Origin of the sequence: Pseudomonas sp. DY-1, from assembly GCF_003626975.1 — a bacterium.
Classification (GTDB): domain Bacteria; phylum Pseudomonadota; class Gammaproteobacteria; order Pseudomonadales; family Pseudomonadaceae; genus Metapseudomonas.
This window is the reverse complement of the sequence record NZ_CP032616.1, coordinates 3,231,284-3,243,742: the sequence shown is the minus strand read 5'-3', so window position 1 is coordinate 3,243,742 and position 12,459 is coordinate 3,231,284. Positions and strand designations below refer to the sequence as shown.

Here is a 12,459-nt window from a genome sequence, read left to right as displayed (position 1 = left end):
TCTTGCCGAGCCATTAAGGACACTCGATGCCTGACTCCTTCGCTGCCAGCCTACGACTGGCGCCCGATGCGCTGACCCGTCCCTTCGAGCCCCACCAGTTCAGTTTCAAGTCGACCGAAGATCTGGAGCCTTTCCGCGGCGTGCTCGGCCAGGAGCGCGCGGTGGAGGCCCTGCAGTTCGGCGTGGCGATGCCACGTCCCGGTTACAACGTCTATGTGATGGGGGAGCCGGGCACCGGCCGCTTCTCCTTCGTCAAGCGCTACCTCAAAGCCGAGGGCAAACGCCTGGAAACCCCGGCTGATTGGCTCTACGTCAACCACTTTGAAGAGCCCCGCGAGCCTCGGGCCTTGCAGTTGCCGGCTGGCGAGGCGAACGATTTCATCAGCGACATCGAGCATCTGGTGGATAACCTGCTGGCTACTTTCCCAGCGGTATTCGAGACGCCCACTTTCCAACAGAAGAAAAGCGCTATCGATCGCGCCTTCAACCAGCGTTACGACCGTGCTCTGGACGTGATCGAGCGCCTGGCCCTGGAGAAGGATGTCGCCCTCTATCGCGATAGCGCGAACATCGCCTTCACGCCCATGAAGGACGGCAAGGCCCTGGACGAAGCGGACTTCGCCCAGCTGGATGAAGCCGAGCGCGATCGATTCCATGACGACATTTCCCTGCTGGAGGAGCGCCTGAACGAGGAGCTGTCCAGCCTGCCGCAGTGGAAGCGCGAGTCCAGCAACCAGCTGCGCCATCTCAACGAGGAAACCATTACCCAGGCACTGCAACCGCTGCTTTCGCCTCTGTCGGAAAAGTACGCGGAGAATGCCGGCGTGGTGGCCTATCTGCAGGCCATGCAGGTGAATCTGCTGAAGACGGTGGTGGACCAGCTGCTGGACGACAAGCCGGACGCCCAGCGTCGCGAGCTGCTGGAAGAGCAATACTGCCCCAGCCTGGTGGTGGGCCATCACGCCAGCGGCGGTGCCCCTGTGGTATTCGAGCCGCACCCCACGTATGACAACCTGTTCGGCCGTATCGAGTACGGCACCGACCAGGGTGCCCTCTACACCAGCTACCGCCAGCTGCGCCCAGGTGCGCTGCATCGGGCCAACGGCGGTTTCCTGATCCTGGAAGCCGAGAAACTGCTGAGCGAACCCTTCGTCTGGGATGCCCTGAAACGCGCACTGCAGTCGCGCAAGCTGAAGATGGAGTCGCCCCTTGCTGAGCTCGGCCGCCTGGCCACCGTGACCCTGACACCCCAGATGATCCCGCTGCAGGTCAAGGTGGTGATCATCGGTTCGCGCCAGCTCTACTACACGCTGCAGGACCTGGATCCCGACTTCCAGGAGATGTTCCGCGTGCTCGTGGACTTCGACGAGGAAATTGCCCTGTCGGACGACAGCCTGGAGCAGTTCGCTCAGTTGCTGAAGACCCGCACCTCGGAAGAAGGCATGGCCCCCCTCACTGCCGCAGCTGTAGCCCGTCTGGCGACCTACAGCGCCCGTCTGGCCGAACACCAGGGCCGCCTTTCCGCGCGCATTGGCGACCTGTTCCAGCTGGTCAGCGAAGCGGACTTCATCCGTCAGCTGGCGAATGAGCCCTTGACCGACGCCGATCATATCGACCGCGCCCTCAAGGCCAAGGCCACGCGGACTGGCCGCGTCTCCGCGCGCATCCTCGACGACATGCTGGCGGGCATCATCCTGATCGACACCGCTGGCGCCGCAGTAGGCAAGTGCAACGGCCTGACAGTACTGGAAGTGGGCGATTCGGCGTTCGGTGTGCCGGCGCGGATTTCCGCGACCGTCTACCCGGGCAGCTCGGGCATCGTCGACATCGAGCGCGAGGTCAACCTGGGCCAGCCCATCCACTCCAAGGGCGTGATGATCCTTACTGGCTACCTCGGCAGCCGATATGCCCAGGAATTCCCCCTGGAAATCTCCGCGAGCATCGCCCTGGAGCAGTCCTACGGCTATGTGGACGGCGACAGCGCTTCCCTTGGCGAGGCCTGCACCCTGATCTCCGCTCTCTCGCGCACGCCGCTCAAGCAGTGCTTTGCCATCACCGGCTCGATCAACCAGTTCGGTGAAGTGCAGGCGGTGGGTGGCGTCAACGAGAAGATCGAGGGCTTCTTCCGGCTCTGCGAGGCCCGCGGCCTGACCGGCGAGCAGGGGGTGATCATTCCTCACGCGAACGTCACCACCCTGATGCTGGACGAGCGCGTGCTGGAGGCGGTGCGCCAGGGCCGCTTCCACGTCTACGCGGTTCGCCAGGCCGACGAGGCCCTGAGCCTGCTGGTGGGCGAGCCGGCGGGTGTTCCGGACGACAAGGGCCAGTTCCCTGAAGGCAGCGTCAACGCCCGCGTCGTGGCGCGACTGCGGGAAATCGCCGAGATGGGGCTGGAGGAAGAAGAGAAACCAGCACTTGCCCAGGAGGTGGTGGAGGCCGTCGCCAAGGTTGCGGCACCGCCCAAGCCTGCGCGCAAGGGCCCCAAGCAGGAGCCGGGCAAGGCGCCGGTTCCGGACAAGACTCAGGGCCCATCGTGAGCAAACCCTGACTCGTCACGCCGGGGTTGGTGCCCGGTGTGGCTGGTCAGTCATTGAGCGGTGGGGGAGGAGCCTCGGTCAGCCAACGCCCCACCGCCTTTCCCTCACCCTGTACACAGGGTTATCCACAGTTCACGTGGATAAGCATCGCGCTTTCGCAGGTCTGAACTCGGGTGTAGGCTGAAAACAGGCCTCTGCGAGGAAAGCCGCCATGACGCGCAACCTCTGCCTTACCCGCCAGTGCCTGGGACTCGTGACCCGGATCGAGTGCGTGATCCGTCCGCTGGCGGGAGAGAATGGACTCTGGACGCTGCTTTGCGCAGCGGGGATGTCGGGGGAGCAACCCTCGGCAATCAAAGCCCAGGGCCCGTTCCATGGGCCTCTCGTGGCGGAGTCGGTACTCTCCGCCATTGCCGATTGCCTGGCCGAGCAGGGCTACACCGAAGCCCACGATCCGCCGATCTGGCGCCTGCATCTCCAGGGTGAGCTGCGACGCATCAATGGCACACGTTGCCGAAACCTTGGTGACTACCAGTTCCGTCCTGAAACCTGACGGATTTCGGCTGGCCAGCTTTTGTGCAGCGGCTGCAAGCCTGCGGCCGAAGCGGCGTTCGCCAGACGCTCCAGTGCTCGTTCACAGACTTATCCACAGTGTTTGGGGATATTTCTCCCCGTGCTGCCATTATTTTTCTGTAGGAAACAGCTAGTTATACTCGCGGCCGGTTTTTTACTGACTACGAGAAGCCATGGAACGCTTTATAGAAAATTCGATGTACGCCGCACGCTGGTTGCTGGCCCCGATCTACTTCGGCCTGTCCCTGGCTCTGTTGGCTCTGACCCTGAAATTCTTCCAGGAAATCGTGCACATCCTGCCGCACGTCTTCGAGAAGACCGAAGCGGATCTGATCCTGGTGCTGCTGTCGCTGATCGATATGTCGCTGGTGGGCGGCCTGCTGGTGATGGTGATGATCTCCGGCTACGAGAACTTCGTTTCGCAACTGGATATCGACGACAGCAAAGAGAAGCTGAGCTGGCTCGGCAAGATGGACTCCGGCTCGCTGAAGATGAAGGTAGCGGCATCCATCGTAGCGATCTCATCCATCCACCTGCTGCGCATTTTCATGGACGCGCAGAACATCGATAACAACAAGATCATGTGGTACGTCGTCCTGCACATGACCTTCGTCGTCTCGGCCTTCGCCATGGGTTACCTGGACAAGATGACCAAGCACGACCACTGACCGGGTGAAATCGCCATCCAGACCGCCCGGCCGCTGAAAAGCGGACGGGCGGTTGCGTATCTGCCGCCCCCATTGGTTCCTGTGCATTAGATTTGAGGTGTACATCGAGCGAGGGCGACGCCATGAAATTGCACGACCTCAGTAGTCATGCCCGTGCCGGGCACGTCGAAGAAATCAACCTGATCTCCCTGGAGGGCGGCATCTACCTGCTGGAAGCCCGGATCGATGGCCGCACCCATCATCTGGACGACGGCCAGGGGCATGCAACGCACCTGCGCTCGGTGGAACATGCGCGGGAAGTGCTTCGCGAGTTCCCGGAGTTGCCGTTCCATCTGGTGCACAGCGTGGTGCACGATGAGATGTGTGGGATGGAGGCGGACAGCCAGGACACGGTGCGCGTGCCCATTTCCACTCGCGTCTCCCACTGACCCGGTTGTTGCCGGCGGGAGCCCGCGCCGGGGAAGGGAAGCTGTGCTAGTCTGGCCGGCCTTTTTTCCCGGAGCGGAGTTCCGCCATGTCCCAACTCGATCTTTCCACCGACGAAACCCGCGTCAGCTATGGCATTGGCCGTCAGCTCGGCGACCAGATCCGTGACAATCCTCCGCCCGGCGTGAGTCTGGAAGCTGTGATCGCTGGCCTCAGCGATGCCTTCCAGGGCCTGGAAAGCCGTGTTGATGGCGCCGCCCTGTCCGCCAGCTTCCGCGTGATCCGTGAGCGCATGCAGGAAGAAGCCGCGGCCAAGGCCGAAGCCGCCGCTGGCGCCGGCCGTAGCTACCTTGAAGAGAACGCCAAGCGCGAAGGCGTGACCGTCCTGCCGTCCGGCCTGCAGTACGAAGTACTGGTAGCGGGCGAGGGCGCAAAGCCGTCCGCTGAAGACACCGTGCGGACTCACTACCACGGCACCCTGATCGACGGCACTGTGTTCGACAGCTCCTACGATCGCGGTCAGCCGGCCGAATTCCCGGTTGGCGGCGTGATCGCCGGTTGGGTCGAAGCCCTGCAACTGATGAATGCCGGCAGCAAATGGCGCCTGCACGTTCCGAGCGAACTGGCCTACGGCGGCCAGGCTGTCGGCAGTATCCCGCCGCACAGCGTGCTGGTGTTCGACGTGGAACTCCTGGACATCCTCTGATCCAGTCGACCCCTGGGTTAGTCGTCCCTGACACGCCCAGGAACCGGCGAGGGCGCCTTTGCCCTCGCTGCAAGAGCGGCGCCCGGGCGCCGCTCTTGCGGATGACGCATCCTGGCGTCATCCAGATTCCCAAATGACCTTCAGTGCAGCTCGCCGTGCGGACGCAATGCTCTGGCGTAGCAGAACAGGAAGAGGTTGCGCACCAGTTCCTTGAGCACCAGCGGTTCGCTGGAGTTGAGGCCGGCGAGGTCGAGGTCGCCCTGGTCACGCAGTTCGTCGAGGGCTTCTTCTTCCAGCACGGCGCAGACCTCACCGGTTTCCCGATGAAGTATCCGCAGGTAAGGGTGGGGGCGATCCAGCCAGGCATCGATCAGGTAGGTCATGGCTCATCTCCTTGAAAATCTTCGAGATGAGAATAATTCTTATTTTATAAATAACAAGTGCTAGTCGATGCTTTTCGTCGAGGCAGAAAAAAGCCCGTCACCAAGACGGGCTTTTCGGCTGGCTCAACCTCAGTGGGTTCGCGCGACTGCGAACTCGGTGAGCTCGACCAGCGCATCGCGATAAGCATTGGCCGGCAGCGTGTCCAGGCAGGCGATGGCACGGGCTGCGTAGTCGCGGGCCAGTTGGGCTGTGTAGTCAAGGGCGCCAGCTGCTTCCACGGCAGCGCGAATACCCTCCAGGTCCTGGCTGCCGCCTTGCTGGATGGCCTTGCGCACCAGGCTCGCCTGCTCCGGAGTACCGTCGCGCATGGTGGCGATCAGCGGCAGGGTGGGCTTGCCTTCGGCCAGATCATCACCGACGTTCTTGCCGAGGGTGGCTGCATCGCCACGGTAGTCGAGCAGGTCGTCCACCAACTGGAAAGCGATGCCCAGGGCGTCGCCGAACTGGCGCAGGGCTTCGGACTGCTCGGTGCTTGCACCGGCGAGCACAGCGGCGCTGTGTGTGGAGGCTTCGAAGAGCATCGCGGTCTTGCCGCGAATGACTTCCATATAGGTTTCTTCGGTGGTGCTGGCGTCACGGATTTTCGACAACTGCAGCACTTCGCCTTCGGCGATGACCCGAGTGGCCTGGGAAATGATGCGCATCACCGGCATGGAGCCGAGTTCCACCATCATTTCGAAGGAGCGGGCATAGAGGAAGTCGCCCACCAGCACGCTGGGCGCATTGCCCCACAGTGCGTTTGCGGTGGAACGGCCGCGGCGCAGGCCGGAGGCATCCACCACGTCATCGTGGAGCAGGGTGGAGGTGTGCAGGAACTCGATGGTGGCGGCCAGCAGGCGGAGCTGGTCGCCACCGAAACCGAGAGCGTTGCCGCTCAGCAGTACGAGCAGAGGGCGAAGGCGCTTGCCTCCGGCGGAGACGATGTAGTCACCGATCTTTTCCACCAGGGGGACGCGAGAGGTCAACTGCCGGCGAATGATGTCGTCGACTGCGGTAAAATCGTCCGCCACCACGCGGTAGAAAGCCTGGGGTTGCATCGGCCAGATGTGCTCCTGTTGGGATGCGCGGCATGCTAGGGACCGGGCCGGGGGCTGTCAAGGCGAGCGCTGGCGGTGCTTGCGCGGTAATCTCGGCTTGCGTACAATCGCGGCCCCTGAACTTCCTTGGGCATTTTCCTGCCTTACGCAATTGCACGGGCGTCAGTTCCGGCCCCATGCAGCCATGCCGACCGATACCTCTTTTTATAAAGCGTCGGGTGAGCAGGTTTAACGGAGAAAATCCATGTACGCAGTTATCGTTACCGGCGGCAAGCAATACAAAGTCGCTGAAGGTGAATTCCTGAAAGTCGAGAAGCTCGAAATCGCCACTGGCGAATCCGTGACTTTCGACCGCGTCCTGCTGATCGGCAATGGCGAAGACGTGAAGATCGGTGCTCCGGTTGTTGATGGCGCCAAAGTGGTCGCAGAAGTGGTCTCTCAAGGCCGTCACGACAAAGTGCGCATCATCAAGTTCCGCCGTCGTAAGCACCACATGAAGCGCCAGGGCCACCGCCAGTGGTTCACTGAAATCAAAATCACCGGCATCCAGGCCTAATTTCCTTTTTGGAGGATTTGACTCATGGCACACAAAAAAGCTGGCGGTTCTACCCGCAACGGCCGCGACTCAGAAAGTAAACGCCTTGGCGTGAAGCTGTTCGGTGGCCAGGTTGTCAAAGCTGGCAACATCATCGTGCGTCAGCGCGGCACCAAGTTCCACGCCGGCGTCGGCGTTGGCCTGGGCAAGGATCACACCCTGTTCGCGAAAGTGGACGGCGTGATCAAGTTCGAGGTCAAAGGTGCTTTCGGCCGCAAGTACGTAAGCATCGTCGCAGCCTGATTGCGACTTCGCTGGAGAAGCCCCGTCTTGCGACGGGGCTTTTTCGTTTCTGCTTCATGGAAACTCTGCATTGAGCAGGGTTCCCTGTATCCTATGTGCTTTGTTTCACTCAACCCGTCCCCGTGGCGGGAGGCGTCCTGATGAAATTCGTCGATGAAGTATCGATCTTTGTAAAAGCGGGCGACGGCGGCAATGGCCTGATGAGTTTCCGTCGCGAAAAATTCATTGAAAAGGGCGGCCCCAACGGTGGTGACGGGGGCGATGGCGGCTCCGTGTTCATGGAGGCCGATCCGAACCTCAATACCCTGGTTGATTATCGCTACACCCGTCGTTTCGATGCCCAGCGTGGCGAAAATGGCGGCAGCAAGGATTGCACTGGTCGCAAGGGCGAGGACCTGATCCTGCCGGTGCCGGTGGGGACCACGATCATCGATGCTGCGACCCAGGAAATCATTGGCGACCTGACCAAGCCGGGGCAGCGCCTGATGGTTGCCCAGGGTGGCTGGCACGGCCTGGGCAATACCCGTTTCAAGTCCAGTACCAACCGCGCGCCGCGTCAGACCACCAAGGGCAAGCCGGGCGAGTCCCGCGATCTCAAGCTGGAGCTGAAGGTGCTGGCTGATGTCGGTCTTCTGGGGCTGCCGAACGCGGGCAAGAGCACATTCATTCGTGCTGTTTCCGCCGCCAAGCCGAAAGTGGCTGATTACCCGTTCACCACGCTGGTGCCGAACCTCGGTGTAGTCAGTGTGGGGCGTTTCAAGTCCTTCGTGGTGGCCGATATCCCGGGTCTGATCGAGGGTGCCGCGGAAGGTGCCGGCCTGGGCATTCGCTTCCTCAAGCACCTGGCGCGGACCCGTCTGTTGCTGCACATCGTCGATATGGCGCCGCTGGATGAGAGCGATCCGGCCGAGGCTGCCGCAACCATCATCGAAGAACTGGGGCGCTTCAGTCCGGCTCTGACCGAGCGTGATCGCTGGCTGGTGCTGAACAAGGCTGACCAGCTTCTTGATGATGATCGCGATGCGCGCCTGAAGGCTGTGCTCGAGCGTCTTGGGTGGGAGGGTCCGGTGTTCGTGATCTCCGCGCTGGAGCGCGAGGGTACCGAGGCACTCTCGCAGGAGATCATGCGTTACCTCGACGAGCGCACCCTGCGCATGAGCGAGGAGCCGGAGTATGCCGAGCAGCTTGCCGAGCTGGATCAGCGCATCGAGGACGAGGCGCGTGCCCGTCTGCAGGCTATGGATGACCAGCGTGCCCTGCGTCGTGCCGGCATGAAGAGCGCTGGCGTCGATGACGACGACGATTTCGATGACGACGAGGATGACGGCGACGGGCCGGAAATCTTCTACGTACCCTGATCCCGGCGCCGCCCGGCGCTGTGGGTGTTCGCATGGCCGCGCGCCTTGCCGCGTGGCCTTCTAGCTAAGGTTGGACGATATGCGGGACAAGGTGACTGGCGCGCAGCGCTGGGTGGTGAAGATTGGTAGTGCTTTGCTCACGGCTGACGGTCGCGGGCTGGATCGCTCGGCAATGGCTGTCTGGGTCGAGCAGATGGTGGCCTTGCGTAATGCGGGGGTGGAGCTGGTGCTGGTGTCTTCCGGTGCCGTGGCGGCTGGTATGAGTCGCCTTGGGTGGCAGAGCCGTCCGAGCGCCGTTCACGAGCTGCAGGCTGCCGCATCCGTAGGGCAGATGGGGCTGGTCCAGGCTTGGGAGTCCAGTTTCGCCGAGCATGGCCGTCACACTGCGCAGATCCTGCTGACTCACGACGACCTGTCCGATCGCAAGCGCTACCTGAACGCTCGCAGCACTCTGCGCACTTTGGTGGAGCTGGGTGCGATTCCGGTGATCAACGAAAACGACACCGTGGTTACCGATGAAATTCGCTTCGGTGACAACGACACCCTGGCGGCTCTGGTGGCCAACCTGGTGGAGGCGGATTTGTTGGTGATCCTTACCGATCGCGACGGCATGTTCGATGCAGACCCTCGCCACAATCCTGATGCTCAATTGATCTTCGAGGCCCGTGCCGATGACCCGGCGCTGGATGCTGTGGCTGGCGGCACCGGTGGTGCTCTGGGGCGCGGTGGCATGCAGACCAAGCTGCGCGCTGCGCGGCTGGCGGCTCGCTCCGGCGCCCATACGGTGATCGTTGGTGGGCGAATCGAGCGTGTTCTGGATCGCCTCAAGGCTGGTGAGCGTCTGGGCACGCTGCTTGCGCCTGAGCGCGGCATGCTGGCCGCGCGTAAGCAGTGGCTGGCTGGTCATCTGCAGACCCGTGGCACCCTGGTGCTCGATGCGGGGGCGGTCAAGGCGCTCCGCGAAGACCGCAAGAGCCTGCTGCCGGTCGGCGTGAAAGCCGTCCAGGGTAGCTTTCGTCGCGGCGAGATGGTCGTTTGCGTCGGGCCTGATGGTGCGGAAATCGCCCGCGGCCTGGCCAACTACAGTGCGCTCGAGGCGCAGAAGATCATCGGCCAATCGTCCGATCTCATCGAAAAGCTACTGGGTTATGTCGATGAGCCGGAGTTGGTGCATCGAGACAACCTGGTTCTGGTCTGAGTTGGAGGGGTAGATGCGACTGATCAAGGGAATGGTGGTGGCGCTTCTGGCAATGCCGCTGGTGGCTGTCGCGGAGGAAATCGGTTCGGTATCCACGGTGTTCAAGTGGGTGGGGCCGAATGACAAGATTACCGTCGAGGCATTCGACGATCCGAAGGTGGAGGGTGTGACCTGCTACCTTTCGCGAGCCAAGACTGGCGGTGTGAAGGGTGGTCTGGGGTTGGCCGAGGATCGTGCCGAGGCGTCCATTGCCTGTCGTCAGGTGGGGCCCATTCGCTTCAATGGCGAGCTCAAGGATGGCGAAGAGGTATTCAAGGAACGCACATCGCTGGTGTTCAAGACCATGCAGGTCGTGCGCTTCTTCGATCGCAAGCGCAATACGCTGGTCTATCTGGTCTACAGCGATCGCATAATCGAGGGCAGTCCGCAGAATGCCGTTACCGCGATCCCGATCATTCCATGGCCGAACCGGCCTTGAGTTAATGCCAGAGCGAAGAAAAGCCCGGAATCTCCGGGCTTTTTCATGGATGCAGATCCTGTTGCATAAAATGCAGGCAATAAAAAACCGGCCAGAAGGCCGGTTTTTCGCAAGAACTCAAGCTTAGGCAGCAGCTTGACCGAGCGCCTTGATGTGGGCGTTCAGGCGGCTCTTGTGACGAGCAGCTTTGTTCTTGTGGATGATGCCTTTGTCGGCCATGCGGTCGATCACCGGTACAGCAGCGGTGAAAGCGGCTTGTGCCTTGGGCAGGTCTTTGGCGTCGATAGCCTTGACCACGTTCTTGATGTAGGTACGAACCATGGAGCGCAGGCTGGCGTTATGGCTACGACGCTTCTCAGCCTGTTTGGCGCGTTTTTTGGCAGAAGGTGTGTTGGCCACCGTCAAGCTCCTCGAAACTGGGGAATTGAATCAAATTAAGGCCGCGAATCATGCCGACGTGATCTGGCCTTGTCAAGGGCGATCAGGCAGGTCGGGCGACGAGCGTCAGCTTTTCTTGCTGGATGCTTTTATCCCGCACGGACTCTACACTCGGCAGCCTTGACCGTCCCCTGGCAGCACTGCCTAAGGGCTGTGCAACACCTGTCCGGACCCCTGAATGAACCTGCTCAAGTCGCTGGCGGCCGTCAGCTCCATCACCATGCTTTCCCGCGTACTGGGTTTCGTCCGCGATACCATCGTCGCACGCTATTTCGGCGCGGGAATGGCCACTGACGCGTTCTTCGTCGCCTTCAAGTTGCCCAACCTGCTGCGTCGCATCTTTGCCGAAGGGGCGTTCTCCCAGGCATTCGTCCCGATCCTGGCGGAGTACAAGACCCAGCAGGGCGAGGAGGCGACCCGTACGTTCATCGCCTACATCTCCGGTCTGCTGACGCTGGTGCTGGCGCTGGTGACCCTGCTGGGCATACTCGCGGCGCCGTGGGTGATCTGGGTGACCGCGCCGGGCTTCGCCGACACCCCCGAGAAGTTCGCGCTGACCACCGATCTGCTGCGGGTGACCTTTCCGTACATTTTCCTGATTTCGTTGTCTTCCCTGGCGGGGGCCATCCTCAACACCTGGAACCGGTATGCGGTTCCGGCTTTCGTGCCGACCCTGTTGAACGTCAGCATGATTGTCTTCGCGCTGTTCCTGACTCCCTATTTCGACCCGCCGATCATGGCTCTTGGCTGGGCGACGCTCGTAGGCGGCCTGGCACAACTGCTCTACCAGCTGCCGGCGCTCAAGCGCATCGGTATGCTCGTGTTGCCGCGCCTGAATCTGCGAGATACCGGCGTCTGGCGCGTACTCAAACAGATGGGGCCGGCGATCTTCGGGGTTTCCGTAGGACAGATCTCGCTGATCATCAACACCATCTTCGCCTCGTTCCTGGCGGCGGGGTCGGTGTCGTGGATGTACTACGCGGACCGTCTGATGGAGCTGCCGTCAGGCGTGCTTGGCGTGGCTTTGGGGACGATCCTGCTGCCTTCCCTGGCCAAGACGTACGCCAGCGACGACCGCCATGCCTACTCGCAGTTGCTCGACTGGGGTCTGCGTCTCTGCTTCCTGCTGGTATTGCCATGCACCCTGGCCTTGGCGTTGCTGGCCGAACCGCTGACCGTGGCGCTGTTCCAGTACGGGAAATTCACCGCCATCGATGCGCTGATGACCCAGCGCGCGCTGATCGCCTATGCCGTGGGTCTGCTCGGGATCATCCTGGTCAAGGTTCTGGCACCCGGTTTCTATGCGCGCCAGAACATCCGTACGCCGGTGAAGATCGCCATCTTCACCCTGGTGGCGACCCAGTTGATGAACCTCGCCTTCGTCTTCCCCCTGAAACATGCCGGCCTGGCACTGGCCATCAGTCTCGCCGCCTGCATGAACGCCGGATTGCTCTACTGGCAGTTGCGCAAGCAGCAGCTGTTCCAGCCGCAGCCGGGCTGGGGGAAGTTCCTCGCAAAACTGTTGCTCGCGGTGCTGGCAATGTGTGCTGTTCTGCTCGGGGTGATGTACCTGCTGCCCGCCTGGGAGCAGGGGGGGATGGCCGAGCGCCTGGTGCGCCTGGCTGCCCTTGTGGGTGCGGGTGTGATCACTTATTTCGGCATGCTGGCACTGCTGGGCTTCCGTCTTCGGGACTTCGCACGACGGGCCGTGTGACTCTTCGGGTTGCGACTCGTCGCCGCTTGTCGCGGTGACGGGCC

General features: G+C 61.9%; 14 protein-coding genes. 11 read left to right on the top strand and 3 right to left on the bottom strand.

Features of this window, described 5'->3' with window-relative positions; all coding sequences use genetic code 11:
- Positions 1-26: 26 nt before the first annotated feature.
- The 5 genes from D6Z43_RS15310 (at position 27) to D6Z43_RS15290 (ending at position 4,910) form a co-directional block, all read left to right on the top strand.
- A complete protein-coding gene (locus tag D6Z43_RS15310) occupies positions 27-2,537 on the top strand; it encodes a Lon protease family protein (RefSeq protein ID WP_120653007.1) in 2,511 nt (836 codons plus the stop codon).
- 211 nt (positions 2,538-2,748) lie between these two features.
- Positions 2,749-3,090: a hypothetical protein gene (locus D6Z43_RS15305; RefSeq protein WP_028629637.1), complete on the top strand. Its 342-nt coding sequence runs from the start codon at positions 2,749-2,751 to the stop codon at positions 3,088-3,090.
- 193 nt (positions 3,091-3,283) lie between these two features.
- Positions 3,284-3,778 (top strand): TIGR00645 family protein, encoded by a 495-nt coding sequence (locus D6Z43_RS15300; protein WP_120653006.1) that lies wholly within the window; start codon positions 3,284-3,286, stop codon positions 3,776-3,778.
- Positions 3,779-3,900: 122 nt separating this feature from the next.
- Positions 3,901-4,206 carry a DUF6482 family protein gene (locus D6Z43_RS15295; protein WP_120653005.1) on the top strand — a complete coding sequence of 102 codons (306 nt, stop codon included), beginning with the start codon at positions 3,901-3,903 and terminating at the stop codon, positions 4,204-4,206.
- A gap of 86 nt (positions 4,207-4,292) precedes the next feature.
- Complete coding sequence (locus D6Z43_RS15290; RefSeq protein WP_120653004.1) at positions 4,293-4,910, top strand: FKBP-type peptidyl-prolyl cis-trans isomerase; 618 nt, start codon at positions 4,293-4,295, stop codon at positions 4,908-4,910.
- Between the two features lie 140 nt (positions 4,911-5,050).
- Here the strand turns inward: D6Z43_RS15290 and D6Z43_RS15285 are convergent, their stop codons facing one another.
- The gene (locus tag D6Z43_RS15285) at positions 5,051-5,293 is read right to left on the bottom strand and encodes a hypothetical protein (RefSeq protein WP_120653003.1); all 243 of its coding nucleotides are present in this window, start codon (positions 5,291-5,293) and stop codon (positions 5,051-5,053) included.
- A gap of 129 nt (positions 5,294-5,422) precedes the next feature.
- Positions 5,423-6,391: a polyprenyl synthetase family protein gene (locus tag D6Z43_RS15280; RefSeq protein ID WP_120653002.1), complete on the bottom strand. Its 969-nt coding sequence runs from the start codon at positions 6,389-6,391 to the stop codon at positions 5,423-5,425.
- A 244-nt stretch (positions 6,392-6,635) separates the two neighbouring features.
- Here D6Z43_RS15280 and rplU point away from each other — a divergent pair, with 244 nt between their 5' ends.
- The 5 genes from rplU (at position 6,636) to D6Z43_RS15255 (ending at position 10,263) form a co-directional block, all read left to right on the top strand.
- On the top strand, positions 6,636-6,947 hold the full coding sequence (rplU, locus tag D6Z43_RS15275; RefSeq protein WP_120653001.1) for a 50S ribosomal protein L21: 312 nt from the start codon (positions 6,636-6,638) through the stop codon (positions 6,945-6,947).
- 24 nt (positions 6,948-6,971) lie between these two features.
- Entirely contained in the window at positions 6,972-7,229 is a 258-nt protein-coding gene (gene rpmA / locus D6Z43_RS15270; protein ID WP_120653000.1) for a 50S ribosomal protein L27, read from the top strand.
- 140 nt (positions 7,230-7,369) lie between these two features.
- Positions 7,370-8,587, top strand: a complete 1,218-nt coding sequence (gene cgtA, locus D6Z43_RS15265) for an Obg family GTPase CgtA (protein WP_120652999.1) — start codon at positions 7,370-7,372, stop codon at positions 8,585-8,587.
- 79 nt (positions 8,588-8,666) lie between these two features.
- The gene (gene proB, locus D6Z43_RS15260; RefSeq protein WP_028629629.1) at positions 8,667-9,785 is read left to right on the top strand and encodes a glutamate 5-kinase; all 1,119 of its coding nucleotides are present in this window, start codon (positions 8,667-8,669) and stop codon (positions 9,783-9,785) included.
- 13 nt (positions 9,786-9,798) lie between these two features.
- Positions 9,799-10,263, top strand: coding sequence for a CreA family protein (locus D6Z43_RS15255; RefSeq protein ID WP_120652998.1), 465 nt, complete (start codon positions 9,799-9,801; stop codon positions 10,261-10,263).
- Positions 10,264-10,386: 123 nt separating this feature from the next.
- On the opposite strand, the gene rpsT is transcribed toward D6Z43_RS15255, so the two are convergent.
- Positions 10,387-10,662, bottom strand: a complete 276-nt coding sequence (gene rpsT, locus D6Z43_RS15250) for a 30S ribosomal protein S20 (protein ID WP_069082204.1) — start codon at positions 10,660-10,662, stop codon at positions 10,387-10,389.
- 217 nt (positions 10,663-10,879) lie between these two features.
- Between rpsT and murJ the strand changes: the two genes are divergently transcribed.
- Positions 10,880-12,415: a murein biosynthesis integral membrane protein MurJ gene (gene murJ / locus D6Z43_RS15245; RefSeq protein ID WP_120652997.1), complete on the top strand. Its 1,536-nt coding sequence runs from the start codon at positions 10,880-10,882 to the stop codon at positions 12,413-12,415.
- The last annotated feature ends 44 nt before the right edge of the window (positions 12,416-12,459 follow it).